16 protein-coding genes are annotated in these 14,569 nt (G+C 44.6%); 7 read left to right on the top strand and 9 right to left on the bottom strand.

Features of this window, described 5'->3' with window-relative positions:
• Positions 1-145 precede the first annotated feature (145 nt).
• From ACRBG0_RS17970 to trxA, 5 genes are all read right to left on the bottom strand, one after another.
• Entirely contained in the window at positions 146-355 is a 210-nt protein-coding gene (locus tag ACRBG0_RS17970) for a hypothetical protein (RefSeq protein ID WP_431488247.1), read from the bottom strand.
• Positions 356-364: 9 nt separating this feature from the next.
• A complete protein-coding gene (locus ACRBG0_RS17965) occupies positions 365-787 on the bottom strand; it encodes an RNA-binding S4 domain-containing protein (protein ID WP_431488246.1) in 423 nt (140 codons plus the stop codon).
• Positions 788-835: 48 nt separating this feature from the next.
• Positions 836-1,582, bottom strand: a complete 747-nt coding sequence (locus ACRBG0_RS17960) for a PPK2 family polyphosphate kinase (protein WP_431488245.1) — start codon at positions 1,580-1,582, stop codon at positions 836-838.
• Positions 1,583-1,622: 40 nt separating this feature from the next.
• Positions 1,623-2,552, bottom strand: coding sequence for a DUF58 domain-containing protein (locus ACRBG0_RS17955; protein ID WP_431488244.1), 930 nt, complete (start codon positions 2,550-2,552; stop codon positions 1,623-1,625).
• Positions 2,553-2,637: 85 nt separating this feature from the next.
• Complete coding sequence (gene trxA / locus ACRBG0_RS17950) at positions 2,638-2,955, bottom strand: thioredoxin (protein WP_431488243.1); 318 nt, start codon at positions 2,953-2,955, stop codon at positions 2,638-2,640.
• Positions 2,956-3,302: 347 nt separating this feature from the next.
• Between trxA and ACRBG0_RS17945 the strand changes: the two genes are divergently transcribed.
• The 3 genes from ACRBG0_RS17945 (at position 3,303) to ACRBG0_RS17935 (ending at position 7,809) form a co-directional block, all read left to right on the top strand.
• Positions 3,303-4,391, top strand: coding sequence for a DUF3810 family protein (locus ACRBG0_RS17945; RefSeq protein WP_431488242.1), 1,089 nt, complete (start codon positions 3,303-3,305; stop codon positions 4,389-4,391).
• 108 nt (positions 4,392-4,499) lie between these two features.
• Positions 4,500-6,050, top strand: a complete 1,551-nt coding sequence (locus ACRBG0_RS17940; RefSeq protein ID WP_431488241.1) for an ATP-dependent DNA helicase — start codon at positions 4,500-4,502, stop codon at positions 6,048-6,050.
• Between the two features lie 64 nt (positions 6,051-6,114).
• Positions 6,115-7,809 carry a tetratricopeptide repeat protein gene (locus ACRBG0_RS17935; RefSeq protein ID WP_431488240.1) on the top strand — a complete coding sequence of 565 codons (1,695 nt, stop codon included), beginning with the start codon at positions 6,115-6,117 and terminating at the stop codon, positions 7,807-7,809.
• On the opposite strand, the gene ACRBG0_RS17930 is transcribed toward ACRBG0_RS17935, so the two are convergent.
• Both ACRBG0_RS17930 and ACRBG0_RS17925 read right to left on the bottom strand, forming a co-directional pair.
• Positions 7,806-8,987, bottom strand: coding sequence for a class I SAM-dependent rRNA methyltransferase (locus tag ACRBG0_RS17930; protein WP_431488239.1), 1,182 nt, complete (start codon positions 8,985-8,987; stop codon positions 7,806-7,808). The two genes, ACRBG0_RS17935 and ACRBG0_RS17930, sit on opposite strands and share 4 nt — an antisense overlap.
• Positions 8,988-9,004: 17 nt before the next feature.
• Positions 9,005-9,895: a nucleoside phosphorylase gene (locus ACRBG0_RS17925; protein WP_431488238.1), complete on the bottom strand. Its 891-nt coding sequence runs from the start codon at positions 9,893-9,895 to the stop codon at positions 9,005-9,007.
• 169 nt (positions 9,896-10,064) lie between these two features.
• On the opposite strand from ACRBG0_RS17925, the gene ACRBG0_RS17920 reads away from it, so the two are divergent.
• Together ACRBG0_RS17920 and hemF are read left to right on the top strand one after the other, a co-directional pair.
• The gene (locus tag ACRBG0_RS17920; protein ID WP_431488237.1) at positions 10,065-10,418 is read left to right on the top strand and encodes an arsenate reductase family protein; all 354 of its coding nucleotides are present in this window, start codon (positions 10,065-10,067) and stop codon (positions 10,416-10,418) included.
• Positions 10,419-10,433: 15 nt separating this feature from the next.
• Positions 10,434-11,336: an oxygen-dependent coproporphyrinogen oxidase gene (hemF, locus tag ACRBG0_RS17915; RefSeq protein ID WP_431488236.1), complete on the top strand. Its 903-nt coding sequence runs from the start codon at positions 10,434-10,436 to the stop codon at positions 11,334-11,336.
• On the opposite strand, the gene ACRBG0_RS17910 is transcribed toward hemF, so the two are convergent.
• On the bottom strand, positions 11,330-11,821 hold the full coding sequence (locus ACRBG0_RS17910; RefSeq protein ID WP_431488235.1) for a hypothetical protein: 492 nt from the start codon (positions 11,819-11,821) through the stop codon (positions 11,330-11,332). The two genes, hemF and ACRBG0_RS17910, sit on opposite strands and share 7 nt — an antisense overlap.
• A 14-nt stretch (positions 11,822-11,835) precedes the next feature.
• Entirely contained in the window at positions 11,836-12,336 is a 501-nt protein-coding gene (locus tag ACRBG0_RS17905) for a hypothetical protein (RefSeq protein WP_431488234.1), read from the bottom strand.
• A gap of 57 nt (positions 12,337-12,393) precedes the next feature.
• Here ACRBG0_RS17905 and ACRBG0_RS17900 point away from each other — a divergent pair, with 57 nt between their 5' ends.
• On the top strand, positions 12,394-13,386 hold the full coding sequence (locus tag ACRBG0_RS17900) for an acyl transferase (protein WP_431488233.1): 993 nt from the start codon (positions 12,394-12,396) through the stop codon (positions 13,384-13,386).
• Positions 13,387-13,455: 69 nt separating this feature from the next.
• Positions 13,456-14,517 (top strand): saccharopine dehydrogenase family protein, encoded by a 1,062-nt coding sequence (locus tag ACRBG0_RS17895; RefSeq protein WP_431488232.1) that lies wholly within the window; start codon positions 13,456-13,458, stop codon positions 14,515-14,517.
• Positions 14,518-14,569 lie beyond the last annotated feature (52 nt).

Here is a 14,569-nt window from a genome sequence, read left to right as displayed (position 1 = left end):
TGATCGGGATATTTTGAGAAGAGGGTTTACTAGACCGGCCTAGCGATGTGTAACAGTGGCCGCGGGAGCGGACAGACCGTAGGGCCGAGCGATGAGCGAGCTGTAGAACGTAGCGCCCGCAGGGAGGCCCATGATAAAGAAAGAACTAAAACCGATTAGAATGTGCCATTCTCACTTCTTCGGTACTGTAAGGATTGTTAACGATGGTCAGTTCTAGTCCTACGGGAAGGTTTCGATGAAAGATAGCTTGTTTTCCTGAGATTCTGAGTTTTTTAATGCTTCCATCATCTGTTTTTACCCAGTATTCCCGCTCATTTATTTGCTCAATGATTATTGCTTGTTCTCGAAGGGTCATAGTACGGAATTAATCATCATCATCATCGTCCATGTCAAAGTCATACAATCGCGTGCCTTTGAAGCCATCAATTTCCCTACGCTCTTTCTTGGTAGGGCGGCCGGTACCTTTTTCGCGAGATTCTACCCCTCGCTTGCCAACGAACCAGGCATCGTATTTGGTGAGTTCTTCTGGGGGAGTCAGATCGATATAGCATTCCTGGGCGATGGATGCACCTACGCGTTTTTGAATAAGATCAACGACTTTAAAGACGAGGTTAAAACCATTTCTATTCACGTTGATGATTTCATCCCGTTGGACCATATAGCTGGCTTTGACGGTTTTCTCACCAATTTTTACCCGTCCGTTGCGGACAGCTGCCGTAGCCATTGTTCTGGTTTTGAAAATACGGATACTCCACAACCACTTGTCTATTCTTACTTTCTTGAGCATTCGTTGAGCTCTGCTTTTTTTAGTTAATAATCAGGAAAGAAGGTGTGCTTAAACCTCTTTCAATGGGGGATACTGCATGTTCAAACCTTCTAGTGCTTCTTGAACAATTTCGGTCATCACATAATCCCTGTACCAGCGCTGGTCTACAGGAACAACATGCCAAGGGGTAGTGCTATTGTTGAGCACATCTTCATAGCAGCGCATGTACTCGTCCCAATGCTTGCGTTCTTGCCAGTCGCCGGCATTGTGTTTCCAGTGTTTCTCAGGATCATCAATACGCTCCTGTAGTTCAATCACCTGCTGTTCCTGAGAGATGTTGAGGAAAAACTTGAGGACAATGGTATTGTTATCAAATTGAAGCAAATTTTCAAACATATTGATAGCTGCCATCCGCTTTTCAACCTGTTCTTCCGTAATCCACTTGTGTACCCGTTGGATAAGTACATCTTCGTAATGCGAGCGATTAAAAATCACCAATTCCCCTTTTCTGGGAGCTTGCTTGTGTACGCGCCACAAAAAGTCGTGGGCAAATTCTTCTTCGGTAGGTTTCTTGAAACTGTGGGTACGTAAACCGTAGGGCGCGCATTCTCCGAATACATTCCGGGTACCTCCATCCTTGCCACTGCCATCCATGCCTTGTAGGACAACCAACACACTGTGTTTGCCCTCGGCAATCAGTAGCTGATGAAGTTCGGCAATCCGCTTGCGGCGTTGTTTGACGATTTTTCGTGCTTTGTCTTTATCCAAATCCTTAGGTGCCCTGGTAGGTAGATCGGCAATCTTTATTTTTCCCATAACTTCTTTGTGTTTATCAACAACTCACTTAAAACAGGCTCTAAATCCTCATTTTGGAACGCTTGACCAAGTACTGTTGCAGAATAGGTTTGAAACCCTTGTTGATATCTGCTTCCACAAAATCAATGCGATACTGGAGACACTTTTGTTTGAGCGCGTCTACAAAGTCGCCTACCTGCTTGGTATAAAAGTCCTTGACTTGGTTGGGCTGGAGTTTTATTTTTTCGCCAGTTTCGAGGTCTTCAAATTCGTAGGGGCGATTTTCGAATTCAAAGTCAATTTCTTGCTTTTTATCAACGGTATGGAATAAAACCACCTCGTGCTTATTGTACTTCAAGTGCTGAAGGGCAGAAAAAAGGTGCTCGGCATCTTCACCAGATTCAAACATATCACTGAAGATGATCACCAACGACCTGCGGTGAATACTGTCTGCAATTTGATGTAAAGCATCGGCGACATTCGTCGTTTGCTGAACTTTTGGTTCGTTGATGAGTTGATGCAGGTGAGTCAGCATTAGCCTGTAGTGGGTGGTACTCGACTTTACGTGAGTGTGCGTTTTCACTTCATCACTAAACAAGCTCAAGCCAAAGGCATCTCTTTGACGCATTAAAAGGTTCATCAAGGCGGCGGCGGCCAGGGCCGAAAAGCGCAGCTTATTGATCCCTGCTTCGCTGGTAGCACTAACCTCTGGAAAATACATTGAGCTAGACGCATCAATAATGATCTGGCAGCGCAAGTTGGTCTCTTCTTCGTAACGCTTCGTAAACAGCTTCTCGGTTCTACCGTAAACTTTCCAGTCAATACTGCGGGTAGATTCACCGGGGTTGTAAATACGGTGTTCTGCAAATTCTACCGAAAAACCGTGGAAAGGGCTTTTGTGGAGCCCAATAATAAATCCTTCAACTACTTGTCGGGCCAGCAACTCAAGGTTGCTCATTTCCCTTACTGCCTTATTGTCTAATTCAAACATACATTGGGTTATTTGCTACTTAACGTAGAAAGCCCTCGTTTGGGTTGTAAACGAGGGCTTTAAAGTATCTAAAATTTAGGTCAAATTATAGATACTTATTGATTTTATCGGCCAATGCTTGCTTGGTGGTCACACCAACGTGCTTATCTACTACTGCTCCGTCTTTGATAATCAGGATGGTAGGAATACTACGCACGCCATATTCCATAGAAATATTAGGATTGGAGTCAACATCTACTTTGCCAACGAGTACTTTCTCGCCGTACTCGGTTGCAAGGTCTTCAATGATTGGGCCAATCATGCGGCAAGGGCCACACCATTCTGCCCAAAAGTCAACGACAGAAACTTTACCTTCGGCAAGTGCCGTATCTTGGAAATTGTTATCAGTGAATTCAAAAGCCATTTTGGATGCTTTATTTTTACGTGAAAATATTATGTTCGCTGAGGAAGCCATTAGAATTTTGGCAATTAAGCCACTAAGCGCAGACAACTTCAGAAATAAAATCTACTTTGGAAACGCTTTATTAGTTCCAGAGGTTCAAAGATAAGGAACAACACGAAAATAAAAAGCGATTTGGCTACGCCGTTACTACGTGGTCGCTTCGCGGCTACTTCGTGGTTTGTTTTTTATAATAGTTTAATAAGCGATTCATTTTAAGCGTTTTAACTATTTGGGAAGCTTAGGAAAATCGTAGTTTATTTTCTGCGCAATATTAAGCATTTCTATTTCTACTAATTCAATTTTTTATCATGCATCGTAAGGGGTTTGTCCGCTGGGGGATAGTTTTAGCAACCTTGGCCTTGGTTATTCGGGCCGTAGCCAGCCCCGAGTGGGTAGAGCAATATTATTCGCGGGGCTTCTTTTCGCTCTTCCGAATGTTTTGGGACACGATGATCACTTCCTGGGTTCCTTTTGCGGTGCTCTATCTTCTGTTCTTTGTTCTCTTGCTAAGGTTTATCAGAGCAATTATCCGCTGGCGAAAACTCAAAGGCATTCAGCGGCTATGGTCGGCACTTCTCGGTCTATTGGGCTTTAGCGGTTGGCTTGTGTTTACTTTTCTGCTTTTGTGGGGATTTAACTATGGAAGAGTTTCAGTAGAAGACAAATTAGGTTTTGAATTAAGCACTCCTTCTCGGTCTGATATGCAAGCACAAGTAGCAGCGGAAGCAGGTGTACTCGCCGAACTTCGCAGACAAATACCTGGTGCGGATACGTTGGCATTAGGCTCAGGTCATTTTCCAGAAAACAGGGAAGATTTACTAAGGGAAGGGCTAGAACAAGTGCTTACTTATTACAACTATCCGGTCATTGGTAGTGTTCGAGGACGCCTTGTTTACCCCAAGGGGCTTTTTCTGCGTTTTAGCTCCGCTGGCCTCTACCTTCCCTGGACGGGAGAAGGGCACATTGACGGAGGCTTATTGGAGCTGCAGCAACCTTATACGATGGCACACGAAATGGCTCATGGCTATGGTTTCGGTGATGAAGGCAGTTGTAGTTTTTGGGCTTACCTGACAGCCTTTCGGGTAACGGACCCTGCTTTGAAATACGCGATTCGCCTGGGATATTGGCGACGCTTAGCATCAGGGTGGCGTAGGGTTGCCCCAGAAAGCTATTCGCAATTTAGGGCTACGCTAGACAAAGGACTGGTGGCCGATCTCGAAGCGATTAATGAAAATAACGCCGCTTACCCTGATATTATGCCCAAGTTTCGGGATGCCGCTTATGATTCTTACCTCAAGGCGCAAGGCATTGAGGAAGGAATGGAAAATTACAGTAAAGTAATCCTCTTGGTCGAGGCTTGGCGAAAAGATGCTGACGCTTTTTTGCAATCAAATTAGCGTTTCTACCCTTTGCAAAGACGTGAAGTATCTCACATCTTTCTACTAGTTTGTGTTGTAGATCCGAATTAAAGTTTTAATTTTAAGGAACAATGAACAAAAAGTAGGATGTTGATTGACCCTAAAAACAAAGCCTTTAAAGCGGCACTCTTTCTGATCGAAGCGACTAATTTCAATGTCTTCCTTACCGGTAAAGCAGGAACAGGTAAGACCACTTTTCTCCGTTATATCCGCAAGTATGTGAAAAAGAAGATGGCCATTGTTGCACCTACCGGTGTGGCTGCTGTTAATGCTGGCGGCATGACCATTCATTCTCTTTTTCATATCCCTCCCAGCGTCTATCCTGCGAATGATCCCCGTTTGCGATCACGCGCTGAGCCTGATCGCCCGGGAGTGTCTATTCGTTCTCATTTTAAAATGTCGCAGCAGAAGAGGAAGCTTTTTAAAGAATTAGAGCTATTGGTTATTGATGAAGTAAGCATGGTGCGTTGCGATTTGTTGGATGTTATCGACCGTTTACTCCGTACTTACGGTGGTGATCGTTACCTGCCATTTGGTGGCAAACAGGTCCTTTTTATAGGTGACCCTTTTCAGTTGCCTCCTGTCACTCCTGATGATCAATGGGAGCTTTTGAGGCACCATTACGAGAGTTCTTATTTTTTTAGTGCACTGGCATGGAAGGCCGCTCAGCCAAAATTACTGGAGCTTCAAAAAGTGTATCGCCAGCGAGATTTATCTTTTGTACGTGTGTTAAACAGAATACGTTCAGGAGAACAAAGTTCAGCAGATTTAGCGCTTTTAAATAAGCATTGGGTCCCTGCAGATTTCAATTACACCCAGGCTGGGTACATTTATCTTGGTGTAACCAACCGAGATGTTGATCGCCGTAACAAGCGGGAACTCAAAGCGCTGGACACTCCGTCTTACACTTATCTTGGCCTCGTTACGGGAGATTTTAAACCGTCAGACATGCCTACGCCTCCTGAATTAGTACTAAAAGTAGGCGCACAGGTGATGTTTGTCAAAAATGACATTGGGGAAGCTCGTCGATTTTTCAATGGGAAGATTGGTAAAGTTATCAAACTAGAAGAAGATCGTATTACGGTCGACTGCTCTTTGCAGGGGAGCGAAACTACCGACCCTATTGTAGTAGAAACAGTTCGCTGGACCAAAGTTCGTTACGAGTGGAATGCCGAAGAGCGAGAGATTGACGAGATTGAAACTGGTAGCTATGAGCAATTTCCACTAAAGCTTGCTTGGGCTATTACCGTGCATAAGAGCCAGGGATTGACTTTTGAACAGGTTTTTGCTAATCTAAATGGGGCTTTTGCCGCAGGACAAACATACGTTGCACTGAGTCGGTGTACACAGTTGGAAGGACTTAAGTTGGCTACTCGCTTACGGCACGGTGATATAAAAGTAGACCCTGTCGTTAAAGCATTTGCGGATGATTTTGCTGATGATGCAGAAATAGAGGCTTTGCTAGATCGAACTGCCTTTTTAGCACACAAAGAAGAAGTAGAAGAGGTGTTGCAGACGGGGGATCTTACTGCCGCAGTACCTGCTTTTTATGCCCTACAGCAAGCCTTCCCTGAGTTCAGGCAAGAAATGGAGGTGCTGGAGGCCAGTATTCTGGCAGCTATCAAGAAATTGCAATAGTCATTTGTTGCGACGATACAAAAGCTGTATTATTGGTTTGGCAATAATCCTTAATTTTTTTCTGATGTTAAAAAGAATGCGTGCTTGGTGGACAAGCGTAAGTGCCAAAGGGACGCTTGCTAAAACCAAAACGATCTCGGAAAACTCCTGGCAATCGGTGAAGCAATTAAAGTGGGGTTATCTACTTAGTTTCGCGTGGTTTCCCAAGCTTCTTGAGGGCCTGGTTTCTATCGTTCTAAAACTAGGTACATTACTATTAGTCATCCTTTTCCTCGTTTTTTTCCTACGTTTATTCAAGGATCAGGGCTATTTTATCCAGGCGTTTAGCGTCCCTAAGCAATTAGAGGAACAGGGTTACAATGGACAGGTAATGGCCGTCAGAGTACAGGAAAAACTAGAGGAGTTAAAGGAACAGGCTGGTTCCGTCAAGGAGGATTCTCTTCAATTAAAAAGCAACCAACAAGACATTGACCTCTCGGTATTGGGGGTAGGTTTATCTCTGCGGACCTTGGCTTTTCAAATTCGCGAAGCTTTAGGTCGAGAGAATAAGACGCTGCATGGTGAGATAACCAAGATTGGTAATCGCTACGAGGCACAAATCAGAATGACGGGGTACCCCAAAATTACGAGTGTTCGCTTTGCAGATCCTGGTAGTGAGGTGGAAGCTTTAGACCTGCTATTCAAAGATTTAGCGGAAGGTATTCTTTATCACACCGATCCTTATCGATTGGCATTGGTACTGAGGCAGGAAAAAAGATATGACGAAGCGATCAAAACGATTCGCCGTCTTCTCCAGACCAATCCTGCGGAAGCGCACTGGGCGTATTTGGGATGGGGAGCAATGCTCAGAGAGTTAGATGACCTTGATGGGGCTATTGAAAAATACAAAAAAGCAATTGAGCTTAAACCTGATTTTACCTTGCCGCACATCAATTTGGCCTATATATATCAGGAACAAGATAGTGTAGAGCTAGCTATATCAGCCCTTCGGCGATCGGTTGAGTTGGACCCAGGAAATATTGAAAGGCAAAATAGCTTGGCTTGGATGTTGTATACTTATCATGGCTTGACCAAGGTAGATAGTCTCTATACCGCCCTTATGGAGCGTGAGCATGATGATCCAGAAGCACAGAGCATGGCTGCTATTACATGGGCAGAAATGGTATTTCAGGAGGGAGATTTCGCAGCAGCAACCAAAATCCTGGACGACTATTATTCAAGGCCTGGCGAAAATGTTTTTTCGTACCTGATCAAAGGCGTTACTGCTTTTGCAGAACAGGATACGGCTAAAGCACTTAACTTCTTTAAGGAAGCTTTCGACTTAGATCCTGGTAACGTAGCAGCAATTAACTCCAATATTGGTTTTGCAGGGATGCTTAATAGAGATGATCATGTCATCAATATTTACAGAAAGGCGCATTGGGGAAATGTAAAACGCTACCAAAGGATGAGCTCATTAAACCGAGTGGCTATGATTTTTAATTACCAGGAGGAACATGATTCTGCTATGGTACTCATCAATAAGGTTATTGAGATAGACACCATGGTCGGGTATCCCTATACAACTTTGGCAGAGACCTACTTTTTCAAAGGACAACCCGATAGCTGCTACTATTATTTAGATAAAGGACTCGCTTTGGGTTTCAATCCCGTGAATATCGATTATACGATGGCGCCGTATGATTACCTTAAGGATCAGTTACAATTTCAGCGATTACTAGCTCGGTACGAAAAAGTGGATCAGCAATTAAGTAACTAGTCCAATTGTACAACCAAGCCTTTTAGGTAGGATCCTTCTGGATGGAAAAGATTTACGGGGTGATCGGCTGCTTGTGTCATTTGATGAAGAACCCTTGCAGAACGCCCTGCCTCTAAGCCAGCAGCGACGATGGTATCCTGAAACAACTGCCGGTCAACCACCTGCGAGCAAGAGAAGGTGAATAACAGTCCGCCGGGCTTAACCAGACGCATGGCTTCCGTATTCAAACGTTTGTAACCCTGTACTGCACGGTGCCTTTTGTTGAAACTCTTGGCATAAGCAGGTGGATCGACCACGACAATATCATAAGGTGTCTCCTGCTTGCGCAAAAATTGCAAAACATCACTTGTAATCGCGTTATGCCGGTCAGTTGGCAATTCGTTGAGTGTGACATTTTCCTCAGTAAGCAACATGGCTTTTGCCGACACGTCTACACTATCTACTTGGGTCGCCCCAGCCTTAAGGGCGTAAATACTAAAACCACCCGTATAGCAGAAAGTATTCAATACTGTTTTATCTTTGGCGTAATAAGCCAATAGCTGGCGATTGTCTCGCTGATCGAGAAAAAAGCCTGTTTTTTGACCAGTAGCGGCATTGATCTTGAAAGAATGCCCCAGTTCTTTAACGGTAGCTTCCGCTGAATTGCCCATAAGAAAACCATCGATCGCCTCTTCTTGAAAACGTTGAGGCAATGTTTTTCGGGCCCTCAGGTAAATGGAAGAGATTTGATCACCTAATACTTTTTGTAAAGCATCAGAAATATCCTGACGCTCACGGTACATGCCCATGCTATGGCATTGTACCACTGCGAGGTCCTTGTAGATATCGATAACGAGCCCAGGCAAGAGATCGCCAGCTCCGTGAACAAGACGGTAGGCGTCGGTAAGATCAGCTTGTGCGCCAAGAATCACTTGTCTACTCGCGTAGGCTCTTGCCAAAGATGTTTCCCAGAAGTCAGCAGGTGGAGCCTCTGCTCCGCGGTGAAGCAAGCGTACGCGAATACTACCTTCTTGATAGTGCCCCGTGGCTAGGCAATTGCCTTCAGGGTCAAGTACACTGACTCGGTCTCCATCTTCTAGACCATCGGCCTGTTCGCCAATAGCACCGGAGAAAACCCACGGATGCTGGCGACGAACAAAAACGGCTTTCTTTGGCTTAAGCTTCACATATTTTTCCATCGCGCAAAGGTACATTTTTATTCAAGCTCCGCAATACGCTTCAAGACCTCTATAATAAGGTTGTCAACAGCAGCCTTGGGGTTGGTGCTAAACGTATTTTTCGATCTGTTTGCTAAAATTACACTGCATGAAAGTGCTTCATGACCAAGGATTCGACTTAAACCATAAAGCGCCGAAGTCTCCATCTCCAGGTTGGTGATTTTTTGAGTGCCAAATCTGAAATCATGGAGGTGATCAAAGATCGCTGGCGAAAGTCTGGTGGTGGCACGTAGTGTTCTTCCCTGTGGCCCGTAAAAACCTGGCGCTGTAATCGTAATACCTTGTGCATAACCAGCTCCGATATGGCTGAGTAAATTTTGCGAACCTTCAACAAAATAGGGGCGGATAGGAGCTTTGTAATGATGTCTTTCCAGGAATTGGTGCCAATCCTTTTCCAGTTGCTGTTCTACAGAAGAAGGCTGCCACTCATAGAAGTTCATGAGGTTGTCAAAACCCATGGCAGCACTGGAGCAGACGATGTCATCAACGTCATTTTCTGGTTGCAAACCTCCGGTGGTGCCAATGCGGATGATGGGTAGCTTTTTCTTGATCGCTTTCTCCTTTCGGGCCTCAAAATCTATATTGACCAAAGCATCAAGCTCATTAAGAACAATGTCAATGTTATCGGGCCCGATACCTGTGGAGATGACGGTAATTCGCTTGTTGCCCAAGCGCCCGGTGTGGGTAACAAATTCGCGCTTTTCCTTACGTACCGTAACCTCATCAAAATGTTGGCTCACTCTGGCGACACGGTTTTGATCACCGACGGTAATGATATAGTCCCCAACATCTTCAGGGCGAAGATTGAGGTGGTAAATACTACCATCGGGGTTGACGATCAATTCGGAGGGAGGGAGGAAATCTTTCATTGATTTGTATTTGGTTTCAAATGTAGGGCGTATTAAAGGTAAGCGCTTGTCGCAAAAATCCCGAACAAGCTTAAAGTAATTTACCAGCACGCATTAAATCTGACCTGTAGTTTACAAACAGCGGTAGCAAAAAAACTACTTTTGCAAATAAGCTAACGAACAAATAATTATGCCAAAGATATATCATCTTTCTACGTGTACGACTTGCAAAAAAGTGATTGCTGCGCTCAACAGCGGAGAAGGCTTTGAACTACAAGACATTAAAACCAATAATGTTTCTGCCGAGCAGCTGGATGCATTAAAAGAAGTGGTAGGCAGCTACGAAGGCCTCTTTAGTCGCCGGGCGATGAAGTATCGTTCGATGGGCTTGGGCGATAAGGAGCTCTCTGAAGCAGATTACCGCCAGCTTATTCTTGATGAATATACCTTCCTGAAGCGGCCCGTAGTCGTTATTGGCGATCAGGTTTTTACCGGTAGTAGCAAGAAAAGTGTAGAAGGAGCATTAGCCGCATTGAAAGCATAAAAAATGCAAGGTTTCATGACTAAAGAACAGATAGCACACTGGTTTCAGTCTTTACAAGATCGTATATGTAATGATTTGGAAGCAGCCGACGGAGAAGGGGAATTTCAGGAAGATCGATGGGAGCGCCCTGGCGGCGGCGGTGGTCGCAGTCGCGTGATCCATGGCAAACACCTTGAGAAAGGTGGCGTTAACTTCTCTGCGGTACATGGAGAGTTGTCTACAGCTGCGGCTAAATCCTTACACCTGGGTGAAGGAGGACCATTCTTTGCTACGGGTGTGTCTATTGTTTTGCATCCACGTAGTCCGCGGGTGCCCATTATCCACATGAATGTCCGTTATTTTGAGATGGATAACGACCGCTGGTGGTTTGGTGGAGGGATCGACCTCACACCTCATTATGTGGTTCCTGAAGACGCTACCTGGTTTCATCAACAACTGAAGGCGGTTTGTGATGATGCTCATCCTGATTATTATAGCCGCTTCAAAACGTGGGCTGATGATTATTTTTATCTCAAGCATCGAAAGGAAACGCGTGGGGTAGGGGGCATCTTCTTCGATCGCTTGGGGCCTGATGCTGAATTGTCAAAAGAGGACTTGTGGCAATTTGTGCAAAAGGTCGGTGATACTTTTGCACCAACTTATATCGAGTTATTGAAACGCCACCAAGGGGAAACCTTTACCGAGAATGAAAGCCATTGGCAGCGCATTCGTCGTGGCCGCTACGTTGAGTTCAATCTCGTTTGGGATCGTGGCACCAAGTTTGGTTTAGAAACCGATGGCCGCACAGAAAGCATCTTGATGAGCTTACCTCCACTGGCCGGCTGGGAATACAATTATCAAGTAGAAGCTGGAAGTAAAGAAGCTTTTACCCAAGAACATTTGCGCAAAGGAATTGACTGGGCTGATAATACTTACTGACAAATCACCTGAATAGTTTCGGTACTAATTCGATTACTCAGATTTCCTGCGCGATCCCTGATTTGAATTTCATAGGAGAAGTTCTCAACAGGATTTAGGGGAATACCAAAACAAGGAAATTCATTCTCGATGCAGCAAATACCGCCGTTCACATTCTTAATACGAATGGTTATTTCACCACTGATGCCATTGCTGGTACCTTCCTCTGGAATTGTTGGGATTTTGTATTGCTGAGTAAAACCAGGTATCCGACTATCGAACAAAAAAACATCGGTAGAATCTTCGAGACTGAGATCGCCGTCTCCATCCGTAAAAGAGAAGTAAATTTCCAATGTATCAAGACCTAAAGGTTCTTGCAGTACCGCAAGTTTATTAACACCTAAATACTCAATAACAGGAGTTATTGGATAAGAAGGAGGTTGGACGCAAGAGAACATCAAGGCCCAACATACGAGTACCAAGCCGATAATATTACGATAGTTCATTGCTTGTGGAAGTTTTACAATCGACAAATAATATCAATCGTCTCTGTGCGTATTTTGTTACTCAAATTGCCTGCGCGATCTCGGATTTGAATCTCGTAAGAAAAAGTATCAATAGCGTTTTGCGGATTATTGGGGCAAGGGAAGCCATTTTCAATACAACAGATGCCTGTATTTGCACTTTGGATATTAATGGTGATTTCTCCACGAATACCATTACCGGTACCATCTTCAGGAATTGCGGGAAGCTTATATTGGGTAGCAATACTAGGGAAACGACTATCATAAAGAAAAACATCCGTAGAATCTTCGATACTTAAATCACCATCACCGTCGGTAAATGAAAAAACAATACTTAAGGTGTCATTGGGTAGGGATGCAATGCCCTGGCGCACTTGAGCTTTGTTGGTGCCTAAATATTCAATAACAGGGGTGTCTGGATAATCGGGTGGATTGACACATGCAATAATTAACATTCCGCAAAGGAGGCAAAAGAGCGTAATTGGCAGAGCTTTCATTTGTTCGTTTTTGATAATTGTGGCGCGTATCTTTGCGCTTCTAATCTAAATTAGGATATGCAGAGGTCTTCGTTATTAGAACGCATTAAGACAGTTAAAGATCAGCATTTTACAGCTTTAACATTGGATGTTTTTCGCTACCAAGCCGAAAATAACCCAGTTTATCGGAAATTTCTGGAATTATTAGGAATAAATCAAGCTGAAATTCAACGGATAGAAGACATTCCCTTCTTGCCTATCCAGTTGTTTAAAGAATATGAACTACAGTCTGGCCAGTGGCCCGCACAACAAATTTTTAGCAGCAGTGGCACAACGGGTAGTGCTACCAGCAAGCACCTGGTCCGAGACACCCAATGGTATCTTGAAAACGCACGCCGAGGGTTTGAATATTTCTATGGTGATTTAAAAGATTTTGTGATACTGGCACTTTTGCCTTCCTATTTGGAAAGGCAAGGTTCTAGCCTGATTCTCATGGCGCAAGATTTTATTGAGCAATCCCAATCAGCACGCGGCGGTTTCTATCTTTATAATCAGGAGGAGTTGATTAAGCACTTGCAAAGCATTCAAGAAGAGCAGCCGATGACGAAAATACTTTTGCTTGGCGTCAGTTTTGCGCTTTTAGACCTGGCAGAAGCCAATAGTATTGACCTGGGCAATGTGATCATCATGGAAACAGGAGGAATGAAAGGCCGACGGGAAGAAATAACCAGAACGGAACTGCACCAACGACTGAAACTAGCTTTTCATCAAGAGAACATTCATTCGGAATACGGCATGACAGAGCTTTTTTCTCAGGCATATTCCAAAGGAGAAGGTTTGTTTCTGCCCGCCCCGACAATGCGTGTGCTAGCTCGTGAAATTACCGACCCTCTTCAATTGCAATCTGAGCAACGGACGGGGGTGCTAAATATCATTGATCTCGCTAATTTAGATACCATCAGTTTTATCGCTACCGAAGATTTGGGCAAGGTTCACGCTGATGGCAGTTTTGAAATACTGGGCCGGTTGGACGCCAGTGATGTTCGAGGCTGCAACTTGATGGTTATTTAATTAAGGGCCAACAGAGAATCATTTTGTGTAACTTTAGACAGCTTCAGTACAATAACAGGATCTTCAAGTATGGATGACAGTACATTTTTACTTTACGGCGCCTATGGCTATACCGGGCAATTAATAGTGAAGTACGCAGAACAGTATGGCTTGCAGCCTATTCTTGCTGGCCGTAACGAGGACAAACTTCGAGAGATGGCCGATGCCACAGGTTATGATTATTTGGCTTTTGACCTGGAAGATACGCATGCCTTAATTCATGCGCTTCAGAAAGTATCGGTTGTTTTGCATGTCGCTGGGCCGTTTGTTCATACGGCAGTGCCGATGATTGAAGCTTGCCTTGAGACAAAAACACACTACCTGGATATTACTGGTGAAATTGATGTTTTCGAGTTGGCCCATCGCTATGGTTCTGCTGCGGAGCAAAATGAAATAATGTTGATGCCCGGTGTCGGTTTTGATGTGGTACCAACGGATTGTATGGCTAAGTTTTTGGCAGAAAAAATGCCAGAAGCGGAACAACTGGAACTGGCCTTCACGATGCAGGGTGGTAGTGTATCCAGAGGAACGGCCAACACGATGATTGAAGGTCTTGGCAGTAGCGGAAAAATGCGACGACAGGGCCGAATTATAGACGTTCCATTAGGTCATGCTGCCAAGAATATTCCTTTTCTGGAGGACTACACCCGCTTGGCGATGTCTATTCCCTGGGGCGATGTAAGTACTGCCTATTATACGACTGGAATTCCCAATATCATTACCTACACAAAGGTTTCTCCGGCAACCCATCGCTCGACTAAATGGCTGCCTTATATTGCTTGGCTTCTTCGATTATCCTGGGTACGAAATATTGCTCGCAGGAGAGTAAAAGCAGGGCCTGCCGGCCCAAACGATAAAGAAAGAGAAGAAGGAAGAAGCCTGGTTTGGGGACAAATTACTGCCGAAAATGGAGATACGCTTTCTGCACGGTTTATTGGTCCTGAAGGCTATACGCTCACCGCGCACAGTAGCTTAATAATTACCCGTAAGGTGCTCAATGACGAGGCTTACCCTGGGTTTCAAACGCCTGCAGGTGCGTATGGTGACGACTTGGTAATGGAAATTGCAGGCACGCATCGGGAAATGATTTAGGAAAGGACTCCTGGCTTTTAGTTGAAAAAAGCTAAAAGCCAGGAGCACAGTT

The sequence above is a fragment of the Lewinella sp. genome, from assembly GCF_050633125.1.
In the GTDB taxonomy this organism is placed as follows: domain Bacteria; phylum Bacteroidota; class Bacteroidia; order Chitinophagales; family Saprospiraceae; genus Lewinella.
The sequence above is the reverse complement of the archived record's forward strand: the minus strand, read 5'-3'. Positions and strand labels throughout refer to the sequence as shown.